Source organism: Streptomyces sp. NBC_01498 (assembly GCF_036327775.1).
Taxonomy (GTDB): Bacteria; Actinomycetota; Actinomycetes; order Streptomycetales; family Streptomycetaceae; genus Streptomyces.
In genome coordinates, this window is record NZ_CP109598.1 from 1,749,733 (window position 1) to 1,776,572 (window position 26,840).

21 protein-coding genes are annotated in these 26,840 nt (G+C 72.1%); 4 read left to right on the forward strand and 17 right to left on the reverse strand.

The genetic code is table 11. The features are described from left to right. Window positions 1–3 precede the first annotated feature (3 nt). On the forward strand, window positions 4–1,164 hold the full coding sequence (locus OG875_RS07190; RefSeq protein ID WP_330173390.1) for an alanine racemase: 1,161 nt from the start codon (window positions 4–6) through the stop codon (window positions 1,162–1,164). A 53-nt stretch (window positions 1,165–1,217) separates the two neighbouring features. Then, a complete protein-coding gene (locus tag OG875_RS07195; protein WP_330173391.1) occupies window positions 1,218–2,498 on the forward strand; it encodes a phosphopentomutase in 1,281 nt (426 codons plus the stop codon). Window positions 2,499–2,642: 144 nt separating this feature from the next. Here OG875_RS07195 and ffh read toward each other — a convergent pair whose 3' ends face one another. The 5 genes from ffh to nsdA form a co-directional block, all read right to left on the reverse strand. Then, window positions 2,643–4,193 (reverse strand): signal recognition particle protein, encoded by a 1,551-nt coding sequence (gene ffh, locus OG875_RS07200; RefSeq protein WP_330173392.1) that lies wholly within the window; start codon window positions 4,191–4,193, stop codon window positions 2,643–2,645. Window positions 4,194–4,399: 206 nt separating this feature from the next. After that, a complete protein-coding gene (locus tag OG875_RS07205) occupies window positions 4,400–6,853 on the reverse strand; it encodes a [protein-PII] uridylyltransferase (protein ID WP_330173393.1) in 2,454 nt (817 codons plus the stop codon). A gap of 316 nt (window positions 6,854–7,169) precedes the next feature. Next, window positions 7,170–7,508, reverse strand: a complete 339-nt coding sequence (locus tag OG875_RS07210; RefSeq protein ID WP_078074856.1) for a P-II family nitrogen regulator — start codon at window positions 7,506–7,508, stop codon at window positions 7,170–7,172. Next, window positions 7,505–8,791 (reverse strand): ammonium transporter, encoded by a 1,287-nt coding sequence (locus OG875_RS07215; RefSeq protein WP_330173394.1) that lies wholly within the window; start codon window positions 8,789–8,791, stop codon window positions 7,505–7,507. The genes OG875_RS07210 and OG875_RS07215 overlap by 4 nt, the downstream gene beginning before the upstream one ends. Before the next feature lie 316 nt (window positions 8,792–9,107). Further along, a complete protein-coding gene (gene nsdA / locus OG875_RS07220; RefSeq protein ID WP_330173395.1) occupies window positions 9,108–10,574 on the reverse strand; it encodes a transcriptional repressor NsdA in 1,467 nt (488 codons plus the stop codon). 551 nt (window positions 10,575–11,125) lie between these two features. Here nsdA and OG875_RS07225 point away from each other — a divergent pair. After that, complete coding sequence (locus OG875_RS07225; protein ID WP_330173396.1) at window positions 11,126–11,785, forward strand: bifunctional DNA primase/polymerase; 660 nt, start codon at window positions 11,126–11,128, stop codon at window positions 11,783–11,785. A 295-nt stretch (window positions 11,786–12,080) separates the two neighbouring features. Here OG875_RS07225 and ftsY read toward each other — a convergent pair whose 3' ends face one another. From ftsY to OG875_RS07250, 5 genes are all read right to left on the reverse strand, one after another. Continuing rightward, a complete protein-coding gene (gene ftsY, locus OG875_RS07230; protein ID WP_330173397.1) occupies window positions 12,081–13,301 on the reverse strand; it encodes a signal recognition particle-docking protein FtsY in 1,221 nt (406 codons plus the stop codon). Window positions 13,302–13,398: 97 nt separating this feature from the next. Then, the gene (locus OG875_RS07235; RefSeq protein ID WP_330173398.1) at window positions 13,399–14,823 is read right to left on the reverse strand and encodes a sugar porter family MFS transporter; all 1,425 of its coding nucleotides are present in this window, start codon (window positions 14,821–14,823) and stop codon (window positions 13,399–13,401) included. A 160-nt stretch (window positions 14,824–14,983) separates the two neighbouring features. Next, the gene (locus OG875_RS07240; RefSeq protein WP_330173399.1) at window positions 14,984–18,796 is read right to left on the reverse strand and encodes an AAA family ATPase; all 3,813 of its coding nucleotides are present in this window, start codon (window positions 18,794–18,796) and stop codon (window positions 14,984–14,986) included. A 177-nt stretch (window positions 18,797–18,973) separates the two neighbouring features. Continuing rightward, window positions 18,974–19,192 carry a hypothetical protein gene (locus OG875_RS07245; protein ID WP_330173400.1) on the reverse strand — a complete coding sequence of 73 codons (219 nt, stop codon included), beginning with the start codon at window positions 19,190–19,192 and terminating at the stop codon, window positions 18,974–18,976. A 466-nt stretch (window positions 19,193–19,658) separates the two neighbouring features. Further along, on the reverse strand, window positions 19,659–19,940 hold the full coding sequence (locus tag OG875_RS07250; RefSeq protein WP_330173401.1) for an acylphosphatase: 282 nt from the start codon (window positions 19,938–19,940) through the stop codon (window positions 19,659–19,661). A 166-nt stretch (window positions 19,941–20,106) separates the two neighbouring features. On the opposite strand from OG875_RS07250, the gene OG875_RS07255 reads away from it, so the two are divergent. Beyond that, entirely contained in the window at window positions 20,107–21,042 is a 936-nt protein-coding gene (locus tag OG875_RS07255) for a CAP domain-containing protein (protein ID WP_330173402.1), read from the forward strand. A gap of 315 nt (window positions 21,043–21,357) precedes the next feature. Here the strand turns inward: OG875_RS07255 and mutM are convergent, their stop codons facing one another. The 7 genes from mutM to rsmD form a co-directional block, all read right to left on the reverse strand. Further along, window positions 21,358–22,218 (reverse strand): bifunctional DNA-formamidopyrimidine glycosylase/DNA-(apurinic or apyrimidinic site) lyase, encoded by an 861-nt coding sequence (gene mutM, locus OG875_RS07260; RefSeq protein WP_330173403.1) that lies wholly within the window; start codon window positions 22,216–22,218, stop codon window positions 21,358–21,360. Window positions 22,219–22,509: 291 nt separating this feature from the next. After that, on the reverse strand, window positions 22,510–23,373 hold the full coding sequence (rnc, locus tag OG875_RS07265) for a ribonuclease III (RefSeq protein ID WP_330173404.1): 864 nt from the start codon (window positions 23,371–23,373) through the stop codon (window positions 22,510–22,512). A 19-nt stretch (window positions 23,374–23,392) separates the two neighbouring features. After that, on the reverse strand, window positions 23,393–23,566 hold the full coding sequence (gene rpmF, locus OG875_RS07270) for a 50S ribosomal protein L32 (RefSeq protein ID WP_003965982.1): 174 nt from the start codon (window positions 23,564–23,566) through the stop codon (window positions 23,393–23,395). 2 nt (window positions 23,567–23,568) lie between these two features. Next, window positions 23,569–24,210 (reverse strand): YceD family protein, encoded by a 642-nt coding sequence (locus OG875_RS07275; RefSeq protein ID WP_330177637.1) that lies wholly within the window; start codon window positions 24,208–24,210, stop codon window positions 23,569–23,571. A gap of 224 nt (window positions 24,211–24,434) precedes the next feature. Beyond that, on the reverse strand, window positions 24,435–25,601 hold the full coding sequence (locus OG875_RS07280; RefSeq protein WP_330173405.1) for a cell division initiation protein: 1,167 nt from the start codon (window positions 25,599–25,601) through the stop codon (window positions 24,435–24,437). Window positions 25,602–25,736: 135 nt separating this feature from the next. Beyond that, window positions 25,737–26,216 (reverse strand): pantetheine-phosphate adenylyltransferase, encoded by a 480-nt coding sequence (gene coaD / locus OG875_RS07285; RefSeq protein ID WP_330177638.1) that lies wholly within the window; start codon window positions 26,214–26,216, stop codon window positions 25,737–25,739. Between the two features lie 26 nt (window positions 26,217–26,242). Further along, window positions 26,243–26,824 carry a 16S rRNA (guanine(966)-N(2))-methyltransferase RsmD gene (gene rsmD / locus OG875_RS07290; protein ID WP_330173406.1) on the reverse strand — a complete coding sequence of 194 codons (582 nt, stop codon included), beginning with the start codon at window positions 26,822–26,824 and terminating at the stop codon, window positions 26,243–26,245. Window positions 26,825–26,840: the final 16 nt, after the last annotated feature.

Below are 26,840 nucleotides of genomic sequence, written 5' to 3' on the forward strand. Positions count from 1 at the left end.
CCCGTGTTCCTGGACGCCGTCCTGGCCCGCAATCCCGAACTTGTCGACGTGGCGGTGTCGCTGCACCGCTCCGGCGCCGTTCCTCCCGACACGTATGTGATCGACGCCGACTCCGTGGAGGCCAACGCCGCGCTGCTGGCCGGGGAGGCCGAACGGCTCGGCCTCAGCCTCTGGTTCGTGGTCAAGCAGATCGGCCGCAACCCGGCCCTGGTCCGGGCGATCGCGCGGCACATCCCCCGGTTCGCGGCGATCGATCCGTACGAGGCGCTGCTGCTGCACGATGCGGGGGCCCGCGCAGGCAACGTCGGCCACCTCGTACAGATCCCGCCCCGTCAACTGCCCGCCGTGCTCGGCCTGCGGCCCGAGACGGTGACCGTGTTCGACCTGGCCAACGCGCGCGCCGTCTCCGACGCCGCCCGGCGCCTCGGATTCGTCCAGGACGTACTCGTGAGGCTGGAAGGCACCGACAAGGTCTATCCGGGGCAGGAGGGGGGTGTGCCGCTCGCCGGGCTCACCGACTTCGCGACGGCGGCGGAGGCACTGCCCGGCATCAGGATCGCGGGCGTCACCGCGTTCCCCTGTGTCCTGTGCGATCCGCTGACCGGCGCCCCGGCCCCCACCCAGAACTTCCAACTCGCGATCACGTCGCGCGAGTTGCTGGCCGCGCGGGGCCACGAGGGTCTGAAGCTCAGCGCGCCGAGCGCCACCTGCGTGGCCACCCTCCCCCTGCTGGCCGAGCTCGGGGCCACGCACGGTGAACCGGGTCACGCCCTGACCGGGACGACCCCCCTGCACGCGATCGACCGCCGGCAGCCCGAGCGGCCCGCGTACGTGTACGTCAGCGAGGTCGCCCACACCCTGGCGGACGGGCGGCCGGCGCTCCACGGCGGCGGTTTCTACCCGCGTGCCCGCATCCGTGACGCCCTGCTGCCGCGTGCCGGACTGCGACTGCCCGTACTGGACGCGCCGGCGGAGAACATCGACTACTACCGGCTGCTCCAACGCCCCCGCCACGCCGCGGATGTTGAGGTCGGAGACACCGCCGTCCTCGCCTTCCGCACCCAGATCTTCGTCACCCGCTCGACCGTCGCGGTCGTCGCCGGGCTCTCCACCGGGAAGCCGAGGCTGACCGGTCTCTACGACGCCCAGGGCCGGGTCCGGTGAGGCCCCGCACCGCACCCGCACCCGCACCCCGGAGCAGGAGCGTGAACCGCAGCATGAGCACCCTGGTGATCGTGGTCATCGACGGGTTCGGTGTCGGCGCGATGCCGGACGCCGGGGCGCTGCGCCCCGGCGATCTCAGCGCCGACACCTGCGGCCACGTTCTCGACCACTGTCGTGCGGCACTGGGCCGGCCGCTCCGGCTGCCCGCTCTCGGCGCGCTGGGCCTCGGCCTGGTCCGTCCGCATCCGGACCTCGCGCGCCGGACCGACCGCCCCGTCGCCGTGGGCCGGGCGGCGCTGGGTTATCCGGGGGCGGACACGTTCGCCGGGCATCAGACCATGATGGGGGCGGACTTCAGCCGGGTCACGGTGGCACCGCTCGCCGGGCACCTCGACGAGGTGAGCGGCGCGCTCAAGGCCGCGGGGCACCTGGTCGAACCCTTGGGGGAACGGCCGCTTCTGCTCGTGGACGGGGCCGTACTCGTCCACGACAACCTGGAGGCCGATCCCGGCATCAACTGGAACGCCTCGGGGCGGCTGAGCGACGTGTCCTTCGACCGCATCCTGTCCGTCGCCCGCACGGTGCGGGCCGTGGCGCCGGTCGCCCGCGTGATCGCCGTCGGCGGCCACGCGGACCGGACGCTCACCGCGTACGTACGGGACGGTGACGGCGGCACCGTCGGGCTGGACACCCCGGCCAGCGGCTTCTACCGCAACGGGGGCCTCCAGGTGCGGCACTTGGGCGCCTCCCTCGACCACACCCGGCAACTCCCCGACGTCGCCGCCCGCGCGGGTCTACCGGTCACCCTCGTCGGCAAGGCGGCGGACATCCTGGCGTGTGACGCCGCCGTACGGCGCCCCGCCGTCGCGACGGCGGAGGTACTGGAGCACACCCTGTCGGCGGTGCGGAGCGCCGTACAAGCGGGACGGGGCGCGGTACGGGGCGGGCGGGGCGGCCTCGTGGTCGCCAATGTCCAGGAGAGCGATCTCGCGGGCCACCAGCAGGACACGGAGCGCTTCGGGAGCGTCCTGGAGCAGGTCGACGTCGGGCTCGCCGAGCTGACGGGGCTGCTCACGGGGCCGGGCGACCGCCTGATCGTCACGGCCGACCACGGCAACGACCCGACGGTCGGTCACGCCCATCACACACGTGAGTACGTCCCGGTCCTGATGCACCGCCCGGACGCCTCGGGAATCGAACGTCTCCCGGACGCCGCCACGTTGGCGGACGTCGGGGCGACAGCCGCGGCGGCCCTCGGCCTGGATCCGGCCGAGCTCACGACGGGTGAGACGCTGCTCAGCGGGTCCTCCGGCCGTTCGGCTGGGCCGCTGTAGCCGGCCGGCCCCTGAGACGCGGGACGACGGCCGGACAGCCGGGACTGAGAACCACGGCGGACGTGGCCCGCGCCGTCGCGGCTCCGGCCGAGGCCGAGGGCCTCGGCCCGCTCAGCAGACCCAGCCACCCGGCCACCCAGCCGCTCAGCCCATGAACTTCTTGAACTCGTCGGGCAGTTCGAAGTTCTTGTCCGCCCCGGCCTGCGGCAGGCCGAACGCGCCGCCCGACTGCGCCGCCTCCTCGCGCCGTGTGGCGGCGGCCTGCTCGTCGGCCTTGCGCTTCATCGGGTTGCCGGAACGCCGCTTGCCCTTGGCCTGCTTCTGCTGCTTCTTCTGCCGGCCGGGGCCGCCTCCCGAGCCCGGAAGGCCCGGCATGCCGGGCATCCCGCCGCCCTGAGCCATCTTCGACATCATCTTGCGCGCCTCGAAGAACCGCTCCACCAGGCTCTTCACGGCGCTGACCTCGACACCCGAACCCTTGGCGATCCGCGCCCGGCGCGAGCCGTTGATGAGCGTCGGCTCGTTGCGTTCGGCAGGCGTCATCGACTTGATGATCGCGGCCGTACGGTCGACGTCCCGCTCGTCGATGTTGTTGAGCTGCTCCTTCATCTGCCCCATACCGGGCAGCATGCCGAGCAGCTTCGAGATGGAGCCCATCTTGCGGACCTGTTCCATCTGCGCGAGGAAGTCGTCGAGCGTGAACTCCTTCGGCCCCTTCGCCAGCTTCTGGGCCATCTTCTCGGCCTCGGCCTGGCTGAAGGTCTGCTCGGCCCGCTCGATGAGGCTGAGCATGTCGCCCATGTCGAGGATGCGGGACGCCATGCGGTCCGGGTGGAACGCGTCGAACTCGTCCAGCTTCTCACCGTTGGAGGCGAACATGATCTGCTTGCCGGTGACGTGCGCGATGGAGAGCGCGGCGCCGCCGCGCGCGTCGCCGTCCAGCTTGGACAGCACGACGCCGTCGAAGCCGACTCCGTCGCGGAACGCCTCCGCGGTGTTGACCGCGTCCTGGCCGATCATCGCGTCGACGACGAACAGGACCTCGTCGGGGCTGACGGCGTCGCGGATGTCCGCGGCCTGCCGCATCAGTTCCTCGTCGATGCCGAGGCGGCCGGCGGTGTCGACGATGACGACGTCGTGGACCCGGTCCTTGGCGTACTTGATGGAGTCCGTGGCGACCTTGACCGGGTCGCCGACGCCGTTGCCGGGCTCCGGGGCGTAGACGGAGACGCCCGCGCGCTCGGCGACCACGGAGAGCTGGTTGACGGCGTTGGGGCGCTGGAGGTCGCAGGCGACGAGCAGGGGGGAGTGGCCCTGGCCCTTGAGCCAGAGGCCCAGCTTGCCCGCGAGGGTCGTCTTGCCCGCGCCCTGGAGGCCCGCGAGCATGATCACGGTCGGCGGCTGCTTGGCGAAGCGCAGCCGCCGCGTCTCGCCGCCGAGGATGCCTACGAGCTCCTCGTTGACGATCTTGATGATCTGCTGGCTGGGGTTGAGCGCCCGCGAGACCTCCTCGCCGCGCGACCGCTCCTTGACCTTCGCGGTGAAGGCGCGGACCACGGGGAGCGCGACGTCCGCCTCGAGGAGCGCGATGCGGATCTCGCGTGCGGTGGCGTCGATGTCCGCCTCGGACAGCCGCCCCTTGCCGCGGAGGGTTTTGAAAGTCGCTGAGAGGCGATCGGAGAGGGTATCGAACACGGCGCTCGTAGGTCCTCAGGGGTCGGGGGCAGAGTGGGTTGCCCTCCAGAGTATCCGGCCGGGGCGAACACGGGGGCGCTGCCCGGTGCGAAGGCCCGTACGGGGCCTGACCCGGAGCCGGTACGGGGCGGCTCCGCCCCCGGGCCCCTGCCCCGTACGGCGCCGGAGCCACCCCTGCTACGGCGACGGCACGGCCACGCGCCCGGTCACGCGCGCAGGGCCTCCTCCACCGTCTTGGCGACGGTCGTCGCCTCCCCCTCCGTAAGGAGGGCACCGTCGGCGCGGGTGACGTAGACCGTGTCCACCACGTTCGCGCCCAGTGTGGACACGTGCGCGCTGCGGAGCCGTACCGCCGCCTCCTCCAGGGCCCGTCCGATCCGGTGCAGCAGACCGGGGGCGTCCTGCGCCCGTACCTCGATGACGGTGGCCAGCTCCGAACCGACCGGCACGACCGTCACACGGGGCGGCGGCGCCTGGGTGCCGCGCCGCCGGGGATAGGCCGCCTCGCGCTCCGCGAGCCGGGACGGGATGTCCAGCGAACCGTCCAGGGCGCGTACGAGGTCGGCACGCAGCCGCGTCGCCTGCGGCAGGGAGCCGTACGCCGCCGCGACCCGCCAGCTCAGCAGCAGGACGTCGGAGGCCTCGCCGAGCGTCGTGGGGAGTTCGACGATGCGCAGATCGGCGGCCCGCACCGTCAGACGGTGCAGCGCGAGGACCCCGGCGGCGGCCGGCAGGACGCCGGGGCGGTCGGGCAGGGCGATGAGCAGTTCGACTCCGAGGGGCTCCGGTTCGTCGTCCTCCTGGGGAGGTTCCGGCTGGGTGTGGAGGGACAGGACGGGGCCGCCGGTGCGCAGCGCCTCGACGGCGAGCCGCTCCTGTTCCGCGCTGGTGACGACGGGGCGGGGCGGTACGGGCGCCCGACCCGCCAGGACAGCGGCGACGCGGCCCACGAGGTCGGTGACGAGCGATCCGCGCCACGTGGACCAGGCGGCGGGCCCCGTGGCGAGCGCGTCGGCCTCGGTGAGCGCGTGGAGCAGTTCGAGGGTGGAGATCGAGTCGACCTTCTCGGCGACGTGACTGACGGTGGCCGGGTCGTCCAGGTCGCGGCGGGTGGCCGTCTCGACCAGCAGCAGATGGTGGCGTACGAGGGTGGCGACGACCTCCGCGTCGGCCCGGTCGAAGCCGATCCGCAGGGCGACGGAGCGCGCGACGGGCTCACCGGCCACGGAGTGGTCGCCCGGCAGGCCCTTGCCGATGTCGTGCAGCAGTGCGGCGACCAGGAGGAGGTCGGGGCGGCTCACGCGCCGGGTCAGCGCGGACGCCTCGACCGCCGTCTCCACGAGGTGGCGGTCCACGGTCCAGGTGTGCACGGCGTTGCGCTGCGGGCGGCAGCGGACGCGCTCCCACTCGGGGATGAGGCGCGTGATGAGCCCTTCGGCCTCGAACGCCTCCCAGACGGCGACGGTGGGTTCTCCCGCGCCGAGGAGCGTGACGAACTCCTCGCGTGCCGCGGCCGGCCACGGCACGGGCAGCGGTGGCGCTGCGGCGAGGCGGCGGACGACGTACGGCGAGATAGGCAGCGCGGACTGGGCGGCGGCGGCAGCGGCGCGCAGGGGCAGCACGGTGTCGCGGTCCACCCGCGCCGTCCTGGCGAGCACGGCCTCGCCGTCCTGCTCCACGACGCCCTCGGCGAGCGGGGTGCGTTCCGGGGCGGCGGACCTGCCGCCGCCGAGGAGGGCACGGAGACGGGGGCGGGCGGCGCGGGAGCGCAGGACGCGGTTGACCTCGCGCCAGGTGACGTCGGAGGCGTACGACACGGTGCGGGCGGCTTCGTAGACGCGGCGCAGGAGTTCGTCGGCGTCGTCGATGCCGAGGTCCTCGGCGACGGCGTCCTGTTCCTGGAGGGCGAGCCGGTCGGTGGCCCGGCCGGTCGTCAGGTGCAGGGAGTCGCGTACGTCGAGGAGGGCCCGGCGGGCGTCGGCGAGGCCCTCACGGGGGGCGTCGGCGAGCCAGGACGCGGCGACGGCGCGCAGCGCGGTGGCGTCCCTGAGCCCGCCCCGTGCCTCCTTGATGTCGGGTTCGAGGAGGAACTGGAGCTCGCCCTGGCGCTCGGCGCGTTCGCGGCAGAGCGCGTCGAGTTCCGGGAGGCGCTTGGGTGCCTGGTTGCGCCAGTCGGCGAGGACGGCGGTGCGCAGGGCGGCGGTGGGCGCCGGGTCGCCGACGATGTGGCGGGCGTCGAGGAGCCCGAGTTGGACCTTGAGGTCCTGGCCGGCGGTCTTGCGGGCCTCCGCCGTCGTCCGTACGGAGTGGTCGAGGGCGAGGCCGAGGTCCCACACCGGGTACCAGACGCGGTCGGCGAGGGCGGCGATCGCCGCGGGGTCGGAGTTGCCGTCGTGCAGGAGGAGCAGGTCGAGGTCGCTGCGGGGGGACAGTTCGCCGCGGCCGTAGCCGCCGACGGCGACGAGGGCCGCGCCCTGGACGCCCGCGGCGCGGGCCGCGGCGGTGAACAGGGCGTGCAGCCAGTCGTCGGTGAGGCGTGCCAGGGCGGCGCGGCGCGGCGGCCCCGGCTGCTCCTTCTCGTGAAGGAGGCGCAGCCGGGCCGCCGCGTAGCCGCTGGGTCCCGGGTCCGGCTGTCCGGTTGTCTGTTCTGGGGTGGTCACCGGCAGGTCCCGTCTTTCGGCGGGCGCCCCGTGTACGGGCGCCCGGTGTCGCTGCGCGCCCGTTCTCCGGGCGCGCTCGGTGTAGCAACTCGCGCGACGTTGTCGCGAGTTGGGCGGCCGGCTCCGGCTCGCGACCGGTTTCCCGGAACGCGAGCGGCGCCGGGCGCACCCCGGCGGGGGTGCGCCCGGCGCCCGGGGCGTGCCCGCTCACCGAGCACGCGCCGCCATCGGACCCCTGGGGCCGGGACCCCGGTCCGCCGCCCCGGGGTCCTGGCCCCGGGTCCGGCGGCGGAGTCCCGACCCGTGTCCGGCGGGGTCAGAGAGCGTCCGGGCCGCGTTCTCCGGTACGTACCCGGACGGCCGTGTCCACCGGCACGCTCCACACCTTGCCGTCGCCGATCTTGCCGGTCCTGGCGGCCTTGACGACGACCTCGATGAGCTGTTCGGCGTCGCCGTCCTCGACCAGCACCTCGATGCGGATCTTCGGCACCAGGTCGACGGTGTACTCCGCGCCCCGGTAGACCTCGGTGTGGCCGCGCTGGCGGCCGTAGCCGCTCGCCTCGGTGACCGTCAGTCCCTGGACGCCGAATGCCTGGAGCGCCTCCTTGATCTCGTCCAGTCGGTGTGGCTTGACGACTGCGGTGATGAGCTTCATACGTCCACCTTCTTGTTGCGCGCAGCGGCGGCGAGGTTCGGGTCAGGAGTGGTCAGGCTGCCTCGGCCCGAGGGCGAGCCTCCCACCGCGCTGAAGTCGTAGGCGGATTCCGCGTGGAACGCCATGTCGACACCGCTGGTCTCGTCGTCCTCGGAGGCCCGGAAGCCGATGGTGACATCGACGATCTTGGCCAGGATCCAGGAGGCCACGAAGGAGTACCCCATCACCGAGAAGGCACCGATGGCCTGCTTGCCGAGCTGCGAGGCGCCGCCGACTCCGTCGATGGCGAGTACGCCGACGAGCAGGGTGCCGATGACGCCGCCGACGAGGTGGACGCCGACCACGTCGAGGGAGTCGTCGTAACCCAGCTTGTACTTGAGGCTGACGGCCCACGAGCACGCCGCACCGGCGACGACACCGATGAGCAGCGCGCCGAAGGCGTTGACGTGCGCGCCGGACGGGGTGATGGCCACGAGACCGGCGATGGCTCCTGAGGCCGCGCCGAGCGTGGTGAACGCGCCGTGCCGGATGCGCTCGTAGATCAGCCAGCCGAGCATGGCCGCGCCGGTGGCGATCTGCGTGTTGAAGGCCATGACGGCTGCCGTGCCGTTGGCGGCGAGGGCGGAGCCGGCGTTGAAGCCGAACCAGCCGAACCACAGCAGCGCGGCGCCGAGCACCACCAGCGGCAGGCTGTGCGGCCGCATCGGGTCCTTCTTGAAGCCGATGCGCTTGCCGACGACGAGTACGGCCGCGAGCGCTCCGATACCGGCGTTGATGTGCACCGCCGTACCACCGGCGAAGTCGATCACCTCCAGCTTGAAGAGCCAGCCGTCGGCCTGCCACACCCAGTGCGCGACCGGGAAGTAGACGACGGTGACCCAGAGGGTGATGAACAGCGCCCAGGCGGTGAACTTGACGCGGTCGGCGAGTGCGCCGCTCATGAGCGCCGGGGTCAGTACGGCGAACATCAGTTGGAAGAGGGCGAAGGCGAAAACGGGGATTCCCTCGTTGCCGCCCGTGAGGGTCTCGGCGGTGATGCCCTTCATACCGATGTGGTCGAAGTTGCCGAGCAGTCCCGCACCGATGTCGTCACCGAAGGTGAGTGAGTACCCGTAGAGCACCCACAGCACACTGACGATGCCGAGTGAGATGAAGGACATGATGAGCATGTTCAGGGCGCTCTTCACCCGGACCATGCCGCCGTAGAAGAAGGCCAGGCCGGGCGTCATCAGCATGACGAGCGCGGCACTGATCAATACGAATGCGGTATCTGCGCCATTCAAGGCCGGCGTCTCCTCGTGGGTGGAAAATACGGCCCGTGCGGATGCTCGTGGTTCTGTGGGCCGACTGGTGGTGAGGAGATTGACGTGGGGTGATTTCGGACAATGCCACCCAATGTTTCGCGTCAGTGACGAAGTGGTCCGGAGTGTTACGCCTGGATGAACTGCCGTGTCGCGGAGCGTGGCACTGGGAGAATCCGGCAGCGCACGGGGCGCCGGCGCGGCGGCACGAAGCGGCGTACGGGCCGCCAGGGGCCCTTCCGCACCCCCGGAGCCCCTGGGAGACCAGGGCGGGGCCGCGACGCGCTCCACGGGCCGTTCAGACGGCTTCCGCGGCCTCCGGGAGCCCCTCCGCCAGCTGCTCGGTGAGCCCGCCGATCTCGGAGACGTCGCCGAAGTCCCTCGTGGCGATGGCCACCGTCTTGCGCAGCCGCGTGTTGACGCGCTCGGAACGCACCTTCCTGGCCACGTCCAGCGCCTCCTCGATCAGAGGTGTGGACTGCTCGGGTTCCCTCTTGAGAAGGTGGACGGTTGCCATCCCGACGAGGTTCAGCGCGTACGACCGCTGGTGCTCGTCGTCCTTCTCGAAGAGCTCCACGGCGCGCCGCATGGCGGGCTCGGCGAGCGAGACGTACGTCGGGCTGCGCCCGGCCGCGTAGGCGAGATCCCGGTAGGAATGGGCGTTCTCGCCGTTGAGTTCGGCCTCGGAGAAGAACCGGATCCAGTCGGGCTCCGGATGGCCGTCGTCCCCCGCGTCGGCGAAGGTGTTCTCCGCCATGCGCGCCGCGCGTTTGCATTTGCCGGGCTGGCCCATGTTGGCGTAGGCCCGCGCCTCCATGGCGTACAGCATCGACTGCGTACGGGCGGTGGCGCAGTCCCTGCTGCCGTACTGGGCGAGGTGGATCAGTTCCAACGCGTCGTCGGGGCGGCCGACATGGATCATCTGACGGCTCATCGAGGAGAGGATGTACGACCCGAGGGCCTTGTCGCCCGCTTCCTTGGCGGCGTGCAGGGCCAGGACGAAGTACTTCTGGGCGTTGGGCTGGAGGCCCACGTCGTAGCTCATCCAGCCGGCCAGTTCGGACAGTTCGGCCGCGCAGCGGAAGAGTCTCCGTGAGACGGCCTCGGGCTGCGGCTCCTGGAGCAGGTCCGTCACCTCGTGGAGCTGGCCGACGACGGCCTTGCGCCGCAGTCCGCCGCCGCACTGCGCGTCCCACTGACGGAACATCGCGGTGGTGGCCTCCAACAGATCCAGTTCCGCGGCGGAGAGCCGGGACGCGCGGCGCGGCGCGGGCGGCTCGTCCTGGTCGGCCGGTGAGGTGGGCACCAGCCAGCGCTGCATCGGTTCCACGAGGGCGGGCCCGGCGGCGAGCGAGAGCGACGTCCCCAGGAAGCCGCGCCGGGCGAGCATCAGGTCGCTGCGGGAGAACTCGCTGATGAGGGAGACGGTCTGGGGGCCGGCCCAGGGCAGGTCGACGCCGGACACCGAGGGCGACTGGTGCGCGGCGCGCAGCCCGAGTTCCTCGACCGCGACGACGACGCCGAAGCGCTCGGAGAACAGTTCGGAGAGGATGCGCGGAATGGGCTCCCGGGGCTGTTCGCCGTCGAGCCAGCGGCGTACGCGTGAGGTGTCGGTGCTGATGTGGTGGGCGCCCAGCTGGCGGGCCCTGCGGTTCACTTGGCGCGCGAGTTCGCCCTTGGACCAGCCGCTGCGGCCGAACCAGGAGGTCAGCTGCTCGTTCGGGCGCTTGCCGGCAGCCGTACCGCCTGCGCCGCTGCCGCCCACTGGAACGCCCCCATCCGCTGAAGCCCTGTCGCGCGAACTTCTACCAGAATGCCGTCAGTCACGTTCGCCTGTCCGGGGATCGCGCGTCTTCGAACGGGAAACCGAGTTGCCCGCGGCACAACGACGAACGTACGAAGCCCCCCACCGTTCGCGTACTCAAAGTAATCCTACGATCACCCCTCCCGTGAAGGGGAATCCGTAAACGCCACCATTCGCCACCCCTTCGAATGAACTCGCCTGTGGCCAGGCGCGATTCACTTGACACGCGTCGATCAGGAAGCGGCGGAGGGGCCCGCACCGGGCGCACGGGGGCGTGCGCGCCACGGGGCGCACCGTCCGCGAACCCGCTCGCGCCGTCGGCGCGCGGCAGCCGGGGCGGGATCGGCACGAGGCCGGAGCGGGATCGCGACGAGGCCGCTCCGACCGCGTGACAGGCCCGCACGACAGCTGCGGGATAGCTGCGCGAGAGCCGCGGAAAGGCAGGGCGGACGGAGGATCAGGGCGGGATTCCGCGTCGTAACTACCCACGAGCTCGACCCGTTGGAGGGGACATGGTCTTCACGATCGGCGGAATCCGGGAGATGCGGGCCGGTTCGCGGCGCCGTGGCCGAGGTGCCGAGTGCACGACGGTGGCCGAGTACACGGGGCTCTGGGGCTGGGACGTCGTCCCCGGCGCACGCGCGACGGCGGGCCGTTGCTCCTGCGGCGCCGCCGACTGCCGCGCACCGGGCGCGCATCCGCTGGACCCGGCCCTGGAGGTCCGCGCCGGTGCCACCCTGGACGATGCCGCCAGGACCTGGTCCGAGACGCCCGGAGCGGCCGTACTGCTCCCCGTGGGGCGCTCCTTCGACATCCTCGACGTCACCGAGACGGCGGGCCGCCGCGCCCTGGTCAGGCTGGAGCGGATGGGGCTGCCGCTGGGCCCCGTCGCCGTCACCCCGACGGGGCGCGCGCTCTTCTTCGTCGCGCCGGGCGCCGCGGCCGAACTGCCCCGGCTCCTCTACCGGATGGGCTGGGACGACGCCGGACTCGATCTGCGCTGCCTGGGCGCCGGCGACCATGTCACCGCCCCGCCGTCGGACCTCGGCGGCCTCGGGCCCGTCCGCTGGCTCCGCCCGCCGGTGCCGGACACCGCCGCGGATCCGCCGCGGGCGCGGCTGCTGCTGGGCACCCTGGCGTACGTGTGCCACCGCTCGCCCGTACGCGACTGAGTCCCGCCCGCGCAGCCGAGAGACCGCCGGCCGCGCGGCCCCGGCGACGTACCCGACGCGCCACCTCCGTACGGAGGTGTCCGCGCCACCTCCGCGCCCGCATGTCCGCGCGCCGCCTCCGTACGAAGGGTCCGCGCCACCTCCGTACCCGCGTGCCCGCGCGCCACCTCCGTACGAAGGGCCCCACCGCACGCTCGCCGCGCGGAAGGGCCCTTTCTGTCGTACGGCGCCTCGCTGCGCCCCGTACGGTGCTGCGGCGCCGGGATGGTCTCCCACGCGCCCCGTACGGCGTCGCTCAGCCGCCGATCAGCGCGTCGACGAACGCCTCCGGCTCGAACGGTGCCAGGTCGTCCGGCCCCTCGCCCAGCCCGATCAGCTTCACCGGCACCCCCAGCTCGCGCTGCACCGCGATCACGATGCCGCCCTTGGCCGTACCGTCCAGCTTCGTCAGCACGATGCCGGTGACGTCCACGACCTCGGCGAACACCCGCGCCTGCACGAGGCCGTTCTGCCCCGTCGTGGCGTCCAGGACCAGCAGCACCTCGTCCAGCGGACCGTGCTTCTCCACGACGCGCTTGACCTTGCCGAGTTCGTCCATCAGACCGGTCTTGGTGTGCAGCCGCCCCGCCGTGTCGATGAGCACGACGTCGGCGCCCTCGGCGATGCCCTCCTTGACCGCGTCGAAGGCGACCGACGCCGGGTCGCCGCCCTCGGGGCCGCGCACCGTACGGGCGCCCACGCGCTCGCCCCACGTCTGGAGCTGGTCGGCGGCGGCGGCGCGGAAGGTGTCGGCGGCGCCGAGCACCACCGACCGGCCGTCGGCCACCAGGACGCGCGCCAGCTTGCCGGTCGTGGTGGTCTTGCCGGTGCCGTTGACGCCGACGACCATCACCACGCCCGGTGTGTCCAGACCGCTCTCGGTCTTCACGGCGCGGTCGAAGTCCGTACGGAGGAGGGCGAGCAGTTCCTCGCGCAGCAGCGCCCGCAGTTCGTCGGGCGTCCGCGTACCGAGTACGCGGACCCGCTCACGCAGCCGTTCCACCAGCTCCTGGGTGGGTGCGACCCCCACGTCGGCGGTGAGCAGGGTGTCCTCGATCTCCTCCCACGTCTCCTCGTCCAGGTGCTCGCGCGACAGCAGCGTGAGCAGCCCCTTGCCGAGGGTGTTCTGGGAGCGGGCGAGCCGGGCGCGGAGTCTGACCAGCCGGCCCGCGGACGGTTCCGGGACCTCGATCGCCACGGGCGGGGCGCCCACGACGGGGTCCTCGACGGCGGGCGGCGTCGCGGTCGCGTCGGCCGTGCCGGGCAGACCCACCTCCTCGACGGTGCGGCGGGTTTCCTCCCGGGGCGGCCCCGCCTCGTCGCCGACGTGCGGCTCCGCGGGCGGGGTCGTGACGGTCGGCGTGCTCGACGGTGCCGAGGGCGGCGACTGCTTCTTCCTGCGGCCGCTGACCACGAGCCCGCTGATCACGGCGACGGCGACCAGGGCGATGACTACGGCGAGAATGACGATGTCCACCCGGCCATCTTCGCAGGAGCCGGCCGGCTTGGGCCGACGGGGAGATGCCGGGCCCGTACGGGGCGGCGAATCCCCCGTACGGGGCGGGTCGGGCGGGTCAGCCCATGGCCTCCAGCGTCTTGCCCTTGGTCTCGGGCACCCACTTGAGGATGAAGAAGATCGACACCAGGGCGAAGGCGGAGTAGATCACGTACGCCCCCGAGAGATCCCAGTCCGACAGGGTCGGGAACGAGACGGTGACCGCCCAGTTCGCGATCCACTGCGCCGACGCGGCGACACCCAGCGCGGCGGCCCGGATCCTGCCCGGGAACATCTCGCCGAGCAGCACCCAGACGACCACGCCCCACGACAGCGCGAAGAACAGTACGAAGAAGTGGGCGGCGAGGAGCGCCACGGTGCCCTGGGTGCCCGGGATGGAGATGTCGGTGCCGCTGCCGCTCTTGTACGAGAACGCCCACGCGGCCAGGGCCAGCGACACCGTCATGCCCACCGAGCCGATCAGCAGCAGTGGACGGCGCCCGATCCGGTCGACGAAGGCCATGGCGACGACGGTGCCGATGACGTTCACGATCGAGGTGGTGAACGAGTAGAAGAACGAGCTGGTGGGGTCGATCCCGACGGACTGCCACAGCGACGCGCTGTAGTAGAAGATCACGTTGATGCCGACGAGCTGCTGGAGCGCGGAGAGACCGATCCCGATCCAGACGACCGGCAGGAAGCCCACCCTGCCGAGCAGGTCCTTGAATGTCGGCTTGTGCTCCTTGTGGAGGTTGCGTTCGATCTCCCGCACCCGCGCGTCCAGGTCGACGCCCGTGTCCTCGACCTCGGCGAGCACGTCCCTGGCCGCGCGGTTCCTGCCGACGGAGATCAGGTAGCGGGGCGACTCGGGGATCGCGAAGGAGAGCGCGCCGTAGAGGATCGCGGGGACGACCATGACGCCGAGCATCCACTGCCAGGCCTCCAGGCCGCCGATGGTGCCGCGCTGGTCGCCGTCGGCGATGTTGAGGATGCCGTAGTTCACCAGCTGCGAGACGGCGATGCCGAGGACGATCGCGGCCTGCTGGAACGAGGTGAGCCGGCCCCGGTACGCGGGCGGCGACACCTCCGCGATGTACGCGGGGCCGATGACGGAGGCCATGCCGATGGCGAATCCGCCGATGACCCGCCACATGGCCAGGTCCCAGAGCGCGAACGGCAGTGCCGAGCCGACGGCGCTGACGGTGAACAGCGCGGACGAGATGCGCATGCAGCGGATACGGCCGATCCGGTCGGCGATCCGGCCGGCCGTCGCGGCGCCGATGGCCGAGCCGATCAGCGCGGCGGCGATCACCTGGGCCAGCGCGCCGGAGCCGATGTCGAAGCGCTGTCTGATGGCCTGGACGGCGCCGTTGATGACGGAACTGTCGTAGCCGAAGAGGAAGCCGCCCATGGCGGCAGCGGCGGTGATGAAGACGACATGGCCGAGGTGCTCCGGGCGGGCCGGTGGCCGCCCGGACCGCGGCGACTGCGCTGTGCTCGTCACATGGGCTCCTGTGGGCCGCCCGGAACGGGGCACCGGGCAGGGGGAAAAGCCCTTCCAGTGGGGCACAGCTCCCCGGCGCGCACCACCCGACCGTGGCCGGTCGGCGGAGCGGGTGACCGGGGCGCCGTCCCGGTGCGTAGCCGGCGGTCCGGCGGGGCGGTCAGCGCAGGCGCTGGCTGATCACCTTGGAGACGCCGTCGCCCTGCATCGAGACGCCGTACAGCGCGTCGGCGACCTCCATCGTGCGTTTCTGATGCGTGATCACGATCAGCTGGGAGCTCTCCTGGAGCTCCTGCATGATGCGGATCAGCCGCTGGAGGTTGGTGTCGTCCAGCGCGGCCTCGACCTCGTCCATCACGTAGAAGGGGCTCGGCCGCGCCTTGAAGATCGACACCAGCAGCGCGACGGCGGTCAAGGACCGCTCGCCGCCCGACAGCAGGGACAGCCGCTTGACCTTCTTGCCGGGCGGCCGGGCCTCGACGTCCACCCCGCTGGTGAGCATGTTGTCGGGGTCGGTGAGGACGAGGCGGCCCTCACCGCCGGGGAAGAGCCGTGAGAAGACGCCCTCGAACTGAAGTGCCGTGTCGCGGTACGCCTCCGTGAAAACCTGCTCGACCCGTTCGTCGACCTCCTTGATGACCTGGAGCAGGTCGGTGCGGGTCTTCTTCAGGTCCTCCAGCTGTTCCGAGAGGAAGTTGTGCCGCTCCTCCAGCGCGGCGAACTCCTCCAGGGCGAGCGGATTCACCTTTCCGAGTTGCTGGTACGCCCGTTCGGCCGACCGCAGGCGCTTCTCCTGCTCGCCCCGTACGTAGGGCCGGGGCTGGTTGCGCGGGTGCTCGGGGTCCTCCGGGAGTTCCTCGCCCTCGGCGGGCAGGGAGGGCGGTACGAGCTCGTCGGGGCCGTACTCGGCGATCAGGCCGGCCGGCTCGACGCCGAGCTCCTCCAGGGCCTTGGCCTCCAGCTGCTCGATCCGCATGCGTTTCTCGGCGCCCAGGACCTCGCCCCGGTGCACCGAGTCGGTGAGCTTGTCGAGTTCGCCCTTGAGGTCCCTGCCCCGGTTCCGCTCCGCGACGAGTTCCCGTTCGCGTCCGGCCTTCGCCGACTCGGCGGCGGCGCGCTCCCGGTCGGTGCGGACGACCGACACCTCGACGTGTGCGAGGAGTTGCCGGGCACCGGAGGCGACGGCCCCGGCGACGGCCGCCTCGTGGCGCAGCCGGGCGCGGCGCTGCTCCGCGCGGGCCCGTGCCTCGCGCTCGGCGCGGGCGCCCCGGTCGAGCGAGTCCGCGCGGCCCGCGAGGCCCTTGACGCGCTCCTCGTGGGTACGGACCTGGAGGCGCGCCTCCATCTCGGTCTGACGGGCGTTGGCCCCGTCGGCGGCGAGCCGGTCCCGTACGGAGGTGTCCGGCTCCTCCTCGGCGGGGGCCTCCTCGGCGACGAGCAGGCGCTCCGCCAGCTCCTCGGCCTCCTCGGTCGCCCGGTCCAGCGCGTCCTGGGCCTTATCGGCGGCGGCAGCGGTGCGTTCGGCCTCGCCCGCGGCGCCCCGGGCCTGGCCGGCGAGCCGCCCCAGGCGGCCGGAGACGGCGGACTTCTCCCGGTCCGCGGCCCGCCGCCGTTCCCCCAACTCCTCCACCAGTGTCGCGTGTTCGGCGCGGCGAGCGGTGGCCAGGCGCTGGGCCTCGGCCAGGTGGTCGCACCGTACGGCGAGTTCGGCCAGTTCGGTGGCGGCCTCGTCGACCGACGCCTGTACCTCCAGCAGGCTGGGCGCCCCGGCGGAGCCCCCGTGCGCGAAATGCGCGCCGAGGAGATCGCCCTCCGCCGTCACGGCGGTCAGCCCGGGGTGCGCGACGACCAGTTCCTCGGCCTCCTCCAGGGTGCCGACGACGACCATGTCGCGGACGAGGCTCCGTACGGCGCCCACGAGCGCGTCGGGGCCCCGCACCAGGTCCATGACGAGGGGGACGGCCAGGTCGGTGGCGGTGGTCGCGTGCACGGGGCGGGCGGGGTCGCCGGCCGCGACGGCGGGGACGTCGCGCGCCCCGTCGGCCTGGCCGGGGACGGCGCCGTACGGAGCGCGTCCCCCGCTCCCGTCGCCGTCCGTCCCCGGGGACGGGGCGGCCTGGTCGGCCCCGCCCTGTCCGGGCACGCCCGGCGCCGTGACGGAGCGCCCCGTCGGGGCCACGGCGGCCGGGGCCCCGTCTCCGGGGACGTACGACGGCGGTGCCTGTCCCGGTACGCCGGCCGGCCGCGCCGACCGGTCGCCGCCCAGCAGCAGGGAGGCCCGCCCCGCGTCGTCCTTGCGCAGCAGCCGGATCGCCTCCGCCGCCGTCCCCACGTCGGTCACCGCGATCGCGTCGGCCGCCGCGCCGAGCGCCGCCGCCACCGTGATCTCGAAGCCCGGCGTGACGGTGAGCAGTTCGGCGGCGGGACCCAGCAGACCGGAGAGACGGTCCCGTGCGCCCAGCAGCGCGCCGGTGCCGTCCTTGCGGCGCAGCCCGAGGGCGAGCGCGTCGTGGCGGGCGGAGACGGCGGCGCGTTCCCGCTCGGCGGCCGTGGCCGCCTCGCGTGCGGCGGACAGCGCGCCCTCCGCGTCCGCCAGGGTCCGCTTGGCCTCGTCGTGCCGCTCCCCCAGTTCCCGGTCGTCGGCGTCCAGACCGTCGACCTCGGCCTTGAGCTGTTCGTACTCCTCCTGGGCGGCGACGGCCCGCTGCCGCGCCCCGTCGCGGGCCTCAGCGAGCCGGCCGATCTCCGCCCGCGCCGAGGCGGCGCGGCTCCGGGCGGCGTTCACCTGCCCGTGCAGCCGGGCCAGTCCCTCGCGCCGGTCGGCGATGGCGCGTGCCACGTCCTTGAGACGCCGCTCCTCCGCCGCCAGGTCACGCTCCAGGTCCGAGCGGTGCGCGACGGTGTCCTCCAGGGCGTGCTCCGCCGCTTCGAGCGCGGCCTCCAGCTCCGCCTCCTGCTCCCGGATCCGGGCAGCCTCTCGCTCCATGTCCTCGGGATCCCGCCCGCGCCGTTCGTCCTCCTGCGGGGCGGTGGCGCTCTTGACCCGGGCGTCGGCCAGCGAGATCGTGCCCCGTACCCGCTCGGCCAGCTGGGAGAGCTCGTACCAGGTCTGCTGCGCGCGCCCCAGCCTCGGCGCGAGGCGCCGTACCTCGTCCTCCAGCTCCGCCTCACGTGCCAGTGCGTCCTTGAGGCGCAGTTCCGCCTCCTCCTTGCGCTGTTTGAGCGCCGCCTCGTCGGCGATCTCCGTACGGAGGGCGTCGCGCAGCTTCACGAGATCGTCGGCGAGCAGGCGCAGCCGGGCGTCACGCAGGTCCGCCTGGATGACCGCGGCGCGCCGTGCCACCGCGGCCTGTCGCCCCAACGGCTTGAGCTGTCGCCGCAGTTCGTCGGTGAGGTCCTGTACGCGTGCGAGGTTGGCCCGCATCGCGTCCAGTTTCCGCAGCGCCTTCTCCTTGCGCTTGCGGTGCTTCAGAACACCCGCGGCCTCCTCGATGAAAGCCCTGCGACCCATGGGGTCGGCGTGCAGGACGGAATCGAGTTGTCCCTGGCCGACGATGACGTGCATCTCGCGGCCGATACCGGAGTCGGAAAGGAGTTCCTGGATGTCGAGCAGCCGACAGGTGTCCCCGTTGAGCTGGTATTCGCTTCCGCCGTTGCGGAACATGATCCGCGTAATGGTGACTTCGGCGTAGTCGATGGGCAGAGCGCCGTCGGAATTGTCGATCGTCAGGGAGACTTCGGCGCGTCCGAGCGGTGGCCGCCCGGTCGTCCCGGCGAAGATCACGTCCTCCATCTTGCCGCCGCGCAGTGACTTGGCCCCCTGCTCCCCCATGACCCAGGAAAGCGCGTCCACGACATTGGACTTGCCCGATCCGTTGGGACCCACGACGCACGTGATGCCGGGTTCGAACCGCAGCGTGGTGGCGGAGGCGAAGGATTTGAACCCGCGCAGGGTCATGGCCTTGAGGTGCACGCCGCCGGACTCTACCGTCCTCACATCTCCCTACGGCGTTTCACCGCTGAATGAGCAGGGCACATCAGACGAGAGAAGAACGGGTGACAGGGCGGGGGAAAGAAAGAAGGGACGCCGAAGCGTCCCTTGCATGTTCTTGCGGGAGTGTTTCTCACCTGACCCCGACGGGGGCTGCTGTCAGGTGAGCGCGGGCTCCGCACGGGGTACGTCGAGGTCGATGCCGTCGAACGGCGAATCGCCCTGGTGCTGTGCGGCGGCAGCGCTCAGCGTGTCGTTCTCGGACTGGATCCGTACGAGCTCGGATTCGAGGTCCTGGACACGCTGCTGAAGCCGTCGCATCTCGGCGAGGAGTCGCGGGTCAGAACCGCCGACGTAACCGAGAAGCGCCTTTGCCATGATGGATGGGCCTCCACACTGAGTGACCGACCGAAGCGGTGTGGGTCTGAGGGATTTCCGCACCCGCACTGCCTGGCAGAGGTTGTTCCGCACTGTGATTCTTACTGCCAAACAGCCAAGGTGCGCGGGGCTTCCAGAGTCTCACCAAAAAGTTTGACGGTCAACACGATCACAGCCCGTCATCACCGGATGGCCCAGGGGCGCCTGTCCGCGTGCGGTGGGACGGCGTCTCTCCTGCGGCCCCGGAAGGGCGTGGAGATCGTTGTTAACGCGGCAGCTTGGCATGGGCGGCCGTTCTTGGCAACCATCGGCGAATTCCTGCCCGGTGCACATTCATGAGGCATACGGGCAGGCCGGACGGCCTTTCGCGGAGATATCGAATCGGCGCGTCCGGCCCGTTCAAGATCGACGCCGAATGATCGCGAGCGTTCGGGTCATGTCCGGGCGGATCTCCGGCCCGGAGCGGTCAGCGGATGGCGAAGGTGTCGTATCCGCCGCGTGGTGTGCCCCAGATCTCAGTGACTCCGTCGACCCGTCCGGGCGTGTCGTCGGAGCGCAGCCACTCCAGCAAACGGTGGCAATTATCACGTGGCCCCTCGGCGACGATCTGCACCCGGCCGTCGTCCAGATTCAGGGCGAAGCCCGCCAGGCTCCCGATCTCCAGAGCGTTTGCCCTGGTGAACCAGCGGAAGCCGACTCCCTGAACACGACCGCGTACCCACACGGTGATCCGTGCATCTTCACTCATGCGTGAAAGCTAATGGGCCAATCCCGACGTGAGCACGTCGCCCCCACCCCGGTTGGCGTACAGTCCCGTCGAAATGGGCCTCGCCCGAACGGGTGAAGACCACCGTCGTCACGACCGGTGCGGGAGCGATCTCCGGCACCTGGGCTCATCGAGGAAGGCACAGCAGATGGGACGCCATAGTCGCTCGGCCGGCGCACCCGCCGCTGAGGACCACGCGGCCGGTGCGGCAGGTCGGCACCGGGGCAGTGGCCGAAGCCGCAAGAGGGGCATCGTCGCCCCCGTACGCACCGGACTGCTCGGTGCCTCCGCCGCGATGGCGATCGGTGCCGTGGCCGTGACCTCCGGGCTGCTGCCGGGCGGGGAGCAGTTCACCGTCAGTGGCGGCAACCTGCCGGGCGAACAGGTACGTACGGCGGGCGCACCCGAGCTGGAGCAGCAGGGCGGGGCGACCGCCGAGCCGACCGACGGTGCCTCCACGGCGCCGACCCGTGAGACCGCGGAACGGCCGGCCCAGCCGCCGAGGACCGCGCCGGTGACGCCGGACGAGCCGTCCGCGTCCGTGAGCCCGGAGCGGCGGACGACGGCGCCGGAGGGCGAGCCCACGCGCGGCCGGAGCCAGGAGACGACCACCAGGCCCTCCACCACCACGCCGACGCCCGAGGAGACCAGGGACCGCGCCACGACGCCGCAGACGCCGCAGGCGCCGCGCCCGTCGCTGTCCGCCCCGTCCACCGCCGAGGCGGAGGTCCTCGCGCTGGTCAACGAGGAGCGGGCGAAGGTGGGCTGCCGGCCGCTGCGCGCCGACGAGGCGCTGAACGGCCTCGCGGAGGCGTTCAGCAAGGACATGGCGGAGCGCGGCTTCTTCGACCACACCGACCCGGACGGCGACACCCCCTGGGACCGCGCCGAGCAGGCAGGCGTCACGAACCTGGGCGGCGAGAACATCGCCCGGGGCCAGGCCGACGCCCAGGCGGTCATGGCGTCCTGGATGGCCAGCGAGGGCCACCGCGCCAACATCCTGAACTGCGACTACACGACCATCGGCATAGGCGCCCACGTCGCCGAGGGCGGCCCCTGGTGGACGCAGGACTTCGGCTTCTAGCCGCCCCGTAGCGCCCCACGTACCGCCGGTGTCGGGAGACATCGACCGACGACCCGGCGACCGACGACCCAACGAGGCCCGCGACAGCACCGTGTCGCGGGTCTCGCGCGTTTCGTGGCCAAGGCCGCCGGAGGCGACGACACGCGGGGCCGACGCGACGACGCGGAGCCGGCGTTGCGGCGGCGCGGGCGTCGGGTGCTACGGGGCGGGGGCCTGCATCGCGGCGGCGCAGGTGTCGGGTGCTACGCGACGACGCCGAGCCGACGTTGCGGCGGCGCAGGCATCGGGGTGCGGCGTGGGGGCGGGTTGCGGGCGCTACGCAGCGGGGCGGGGCGGGCGCTGGCAGTGCGGGCAGAAGTAGCTGGACCGGTTCATCCAGGGGCGGCGCCGGATGGGGGTGCCGCAGCGGCGGCAGGGCTCGCCCTCACGGCCGTAGGCGTCCAGGGAGCGGTCGAAGTAGCCCGATTCGCCGTTCACGTTGACGTAGAGGCTGTCGAAGCTGGTGCCGCCGACGGCGAGCGCGGCGTCGAGCACGTCCCTTACGTGGCCGAGGAGTTCCACCGAGCGGGGCCGGGGCAGCGTGGCCGTCGGGCGCTCGTAGTGGAGCTTGGCGCGCCACAGCGCCTCGTCGGCGTAGATGTTGCCGACGCCGCTGATCAGGGACTGGTCGAGCAGCGCGCGCTTGATCGTCGTACGCCGCAGCCGCAGCGCCGTGTGGAACGCGGCGTCGTCGAACTCCGGGTCGACCGGGTCACGCGCGATGTGGGCGATGACGTCGGGCAACCCGTCGGGGGTGTTCTCGTGGAGCGAGAGACCGCCGAAGGTGCGCTGGTCGACGAAGCGGAGTTCGGTGCCGAGGTCGTCGGCGAAGCGGATACGGATCCGCAGGTGCTTCTCGTCCGGGGCGGACTCCGGCTGGACGAGCAGCTGACCGCTCATGCCGAGGTGCCCGAGGATCGAGGCGTCAGTGTCGGCGAGCGGCAGCCAGAGGTACTTGCCCCGGCGGCGGGGGACACCGAGACGGTGCCCGCTGAGGCGGGCGGCGAAGTCCTCGCCGCCCGCGAGGTGGCGTCGTACGGCGCGCGGGTGCAGCACCTGGGTCTCGGCCACCGTCCGCCCGGCGACCCAGCGTTCGAGTCCGCGCCGGACGACTTCGACCTCGGGCAGCTCGGGCACGGTGCTCCTTCAGACAGTCAGCGGCGGGGCGAATCGGATCGGATCGGATCGGATGGAACGCTCGGCTGGGGATGAGACGGGGCGGGACGGTCGGCCTCGGGCTCAATTGGCCGAACACGGGGCGGGAGTTGGGGACGTGAAACGGACGAGGGCCGGCGGACGCGCACAGCCACGGGCACGGGCACGGTCCCGGACCCGGCGCGGAGCCGCCGGACGGCGCGGTCACGAGTCGCGCCCCTCGTGCCGTATCGACACAAGGGGCGCACCGTGAAGGGAACCGAACAGCTCGGCTCAGGACGTGGTCGCGTCCGCGGATTCCGACGCCGACAGCGCCGGGGCCTCGGCCGCGTCTTCTCTGCCGGCGGCATCGCCACCGTCGGCCGCGGCTCCCGCCTCGACGGCGGTCTTCGCCGCCGCCGCGCGCTCGTCCGCGTCCGCGCGGATGGACCGCCACGCGGTCTCCGCCGCCTGCTGTTCCGCTTCCTTCTTGCTGCGGCCGGTGCCGGTGCCGTACGAGACACCACCGACGCGGGCGGCAGCGGTGAAGGTCTTCTCGTGGTCCGGGCCGGTCTCCGTGACGAGATACTCGGGGACGCCGAGACTCTCCGCCGCGGTCAGTTCCTGAAGACTGGTCTTCCAGTCCAGGCCGGCACCGAGGTTGGAGGACTTCTCGATGAGCGGGTCGAAGAGCCGGTGAACCAGCTCGGACGCCGCGTCGAGGCCCTGATCGAGATAGACCGCGCCGATCACCGCTTCCAGGGTGTCGGCGAGGATGGACGCCTTGTCCCGCCCTCCCGTGCCCTCTTCACCACGGCCGAGCCGGATGAAGGAGCCGAGTTCGAGGCCGCGCCCCACTTGCGCCAGTGCACGCGAATTGACCACCGCGGCCCGCAACTTGGCCAGTTGGCCCTCGGGCAGGTCCGGGTGGATGCGGTACAGCGTGTCGGTGACCACCAGCCCGAGCACCGAATCCCCGAGGAATTCGAGCCGTTCGTTGGTGGGCAGCCCGCCGTTCTCGTACGCGAACGAGCGATGGGTCAGCGCACGCACCAGAAGGGCGGACTCCAGCTGATAGCCGAGCCGCCCTTCCAGAAGCGTGTGGGACGAGGCCGTGCTGACATTGTCTGCCTTCTTGGCGCTGGACAGTTCAGACATCGAGCCTCTCACCAGCCGCTCAGACCTCGAGGACCTGGCGCTTGTTGTAGGTGCCGCAGCTCGGGCACGCGATGTGCTGGAGCTTCGGCTCCTGGCAACGCTCACACGAAACCAGGGTGGGGACCGCAGCCTTCCACTGCGACCGGCGGTGGCGCGTGTTGCTGCGCGACATCTTCCGCTTCGGAACAGCCACGGCTACTTCTCCTGCTTCTCGTCGGCGCCTGCGTCGGCGCCGCCCATGTTGTCCTTCTCGCCGTCCGTGATGGTTTCGGCGAGTCCTTGCAGCGACGCCCAACGGATGTCGACGACGTCGTGGTGATGGTCCGGGTTCTCGTCCAGCCTGATTCCGCAGTCGGAACACAGCCCGGCACAGGTCTCCCGGCACACCGGCTGCATCGGCAGTGCGAGCACCACCGCATCGCGCAGCACGGGTTCGAGGTCGAACAGTCCGTCCTCGATGTAGAGCGGGTCCTCGTCGTCCTCGGCGTCGTCGGCCGGTTCCGCCTGCTTGCTGCGGCCCCGGTCGTCGGCGTCAGGGTACGAGAACATCTCCTGGAAGTCCGCTGCCACATCCAGGCGCACCGGCTCCAGACACCTTACGCACTCCCCCTCGGCGGTCGCTCGGGCGGTGCCCGTCACGAGCACGCCCTCCATGACCGATTCGAGGCGGAGCCTGAGCTCCATCGGAGCGCCGTCCGGCACCCCGACGACACCGTCGATACCGAAGTCCTTGGGCGCCGCCGCGGAGCGGGTCAGCCGCTTGAGCGCGCCGGGACGCCGACCCAGCTCGTGCGTGTCGAACACGAGGGGGTCGCGGTGGTCGAGGCGGGCGTTCAGGGCTGTTCCTGCTTTCGGTTCGTGGAGGGGCCGCCATGTCGCGGAGCGAGGCGGGCGGCCTGATCGCGGGCATCACGCGACCAAGGGGCAAGGATACTTGACCGGTCGCCGATGGCCCAATCCGGTCCGACGGGGCCCCTCGGCGGCCGTCTCGCGCGCCGGGTACGCGTCCCGCGACGGCCCCGCGACCGCAGTACGGCGCCCCGCGACCGCCGGGCGGCCGGTCAGCGGCCCTGTTCGTAGCGGCGCAGCTGCTCCATGTCGATCATGCTGGTGTCGAAGAGGCTGGTCTCGTCCAGCCCGCCCTGGGCCTGCTGCTGGTCGGCGTGGCCCGTCTGCGTGCCGTCGGGCTGCTGCTGCCAGCCCTGCGCGGCCTGGTCGTAGTTCTGCCCGTAGCCCTGGCTGTAGTTCGGGTCGTACGCGGCGGGGTCGTAGACCGGCTGCTGGGGCTGCTGGTACGCGTACGGGTCCTGCTGCTGGTAGGCGTACGCGTCCTGCTGCTGGTAGCCGCCGTAGCCGGGGTCCGCGTACTGCTGGGCGGCGGGGTCCGCGTACTGCCCCGCGGCCGCCGTCTGCGCCGGGATCGCGAGCGGGGCGGGCTGCTCCGGGGGGGCGGCCGGGGCCTGGCGCGCCGGGCCCCCGGTGCCGCGGAGCGACTGGTGCCCCGACACGTCGGCGAGGCCGGAGAGGTAGTCCGCGTCGCTGGTGTGGCCCTGGGGTCCCGCCGCGTCCTGCTCCGCCATGTGCAGACCCAGGTCGTCGCTGGCGACCCTGCCGTGCAGCTTCTGCCGGCCCCGGCCGACCGCTTCGAGCGTCTTGGACAGGACGGCCTCGAAGGCGCCGAGCTTGGCGTCGACGTAGTCGTCGGCGCGGCGGATCAGGGTGTCGGGGTCGGCGCTGTACTCGGGGGCGTCCTCGTCCGCGTACCCCTCCTGGTCGAGGCCCGGTCCACGGCCGAGGAGCTTCTCACGGCCCCGGTCGACGGAGCCGATCGTCTTGTTGAGGACGACCTCGAAGTTGGCGAGCTTGGAGTCCACGTAGTCGTCGGCCTCGGCGCGGACCTCCTCGGCGTCCCTGCGGGCGTCGGCGAGGATGCGGTCGGCCTCCTCCCGCGCCGTACGGGCGATCGCGGTCTCGGAGATCAGCGTGGACCGCTCCGCGTGGGCCGCCGCGACGATGCGCTCCGCCTCCTGGCGGGCCTGTTCGGACAACTGCTCGTGGCCGCCGAGCAGTTCGCGCGCCTGGGCGAGCGAGCCGGGCAGGGTCTCGCGCACCTCTTCGAGCAGCGACAGCAGCTCGCCGCGGTTGACCACGCAGGAGGCCGACATGGGCATGGAACGGGCGTTCCCCACCGCGTCGACGATCTCGTCGAGCTTCTTCTGCACGTCCACCGTGTGCTCGCCACTCTCTACAGCCGGGTTGGAGACGGACGCAACGACTGTACGGCCAGTCGGTGCGCGTCCGGCACCGGATGACGGTTCATCGGCCCCCGGCCGCGCCGGGCGCCCCGTTCCGTGCCCCGTCGGTCACCGCTCGGCGAGGCGCTGGGACAGTGCCTCGTGCACCAGCGGGGGCAGCAGGTGGGACACGTCGCCACCCCAGGTCGCCACCTCTTTGACCAGCGAGGAGGAGAGAAAACTGTAGATCGGGTTGGTCGGGACGAAAAGGGTTTCGACGCCGGAGAGGCCGATGTTCATCTGGGCCATCTGCAACTCGTAGTCGAAGTCGCTCACCGCCCGCAGGCCCTTGACGATGGCCGGGATGTCGCGCTCCTTGCAGAAGTCGACGAGGAGGCCGTGGAAGGACTCCACCTCGACGTTGCCGAACTCGGCGGTGACCCGGCGGATCAGGTCGATCCGCTCGTCGACGCTGAACAGCCCCTTCTTGGACTGGTTGATCATCACGGCGACGTGCACGACGTCGTACAGCTTGGAGGCTCGGCCAATGATGTCGAGGTGACCATTGGTGATGGGGTCGAAGGACCCCGGACAGACGGCGCGGCGCAACTGAATTCCCTCGCTCTCCGGTCCGGTCATCGGGCGTCTTCCGGTGCGGCGGCGCGACCGTGCCAGAGAGTGCCCTCGCCGTAGCGGCGCGCCCGCAACGGTTCGAAGCCCCTCGGCCAGGTGAACTCCCCACCTCTGGTGCTGCGCTCCACGGTGGCGAGGGCCGCGTCGTTGAGCCAGCCCTTCGAGCGGAGTGTGAGGAGGATCTCCCGAAGATCGTCATCGGTGACGGCGTACGGCGGATCGAGAAAGACCAGGTCGTACGGGGTCTCCGGGGCCGGTCCTGTCACGATCTGCTCGGCTTTGCCGGTTCGGACGTCGGCGCCGGGCAGTCCGAGGGCGCGGACGTTCTCGCGTACGGTGCGGGCCGCCCGGCCGTCCGCCTCCACCAGGAGGGTGTGCGCGGCTCCCCGGGAGAGTGCTTCCAGGCCGACGGCACCGGAGCCGGCGTACAGGTCGGCGACCCGGAGACCGTCGAGGGGGCCGAGCAGCGCCTCCCAGGTGGAGAAGAGGCCCTCGCGCGCTCGGTCGGAGGTGGGGCGGGTGCCGTTGCCCGGGGGGACGGCGAGACGGCGTCCGCCGGCGGCGCCGGCGATCACGCGGGTCATGAGGGGGTCGGCTCCT

Bases quoted from the DNA above. Each gene is read 5' to 3' on its own strand.
- OG875_RS07195 (WP_330173391.1), top strand. From the start codon at position 1,218: ATGAGCACCCTGGTGATCGTGGTCATCGACGGGTTCGGTGTCGGCGCG.
- OG875_RS07210 (WP_078074856.1), bottom strand. From the start codon at position 7,508: ATGAAGCTCATCACCGCAGTCGTCAAGCCACACCGACTGGACGAGATC.
- OG875_RS07225 (WP_330173396.1), top strand. From the start codon at position 11,126: ATGGTCTTCACGATCGGCGGAATCCGGGAGATGCGGGCCGGTTCGCGG.
- OG875_RS07245 (WP_330173400.1), bottom strand. From the start codon at position 19,192: ATGGCAAAGGCGCTTCTCGGTTACGTCGGCGGTTCTGACCCGCGACTC.
- OG875_RS07250 (WP_330173401.1), bottom strand. From the start codon at position 19,940: ATGAGTGAAGATGCACGGATCACCGTGTGGGTACGCGGTCGTGTTCAG.
- OG875_RS07255 (WP_330173402.1), top strand. From the start codon at position 20,107: ATGGGACGCCATAGTCGCTCGGCCGGCGCACCCGCCGCTGAGGACCAC.
- rnc (WP_330173404.1), bottom strand. From the start codon at position 23,373: ATGTCTGAACTGTCCAGCGCCAAGAAGGCAGACAATGTCAGCACGGCC.
- rsmD (WP_330173406.1), bottom strand. From the start codon at position 26,824: ATGACCCGCGTGATCGCCGGCGCCGCCGGCGGACGCCGTCTCGCCGTC.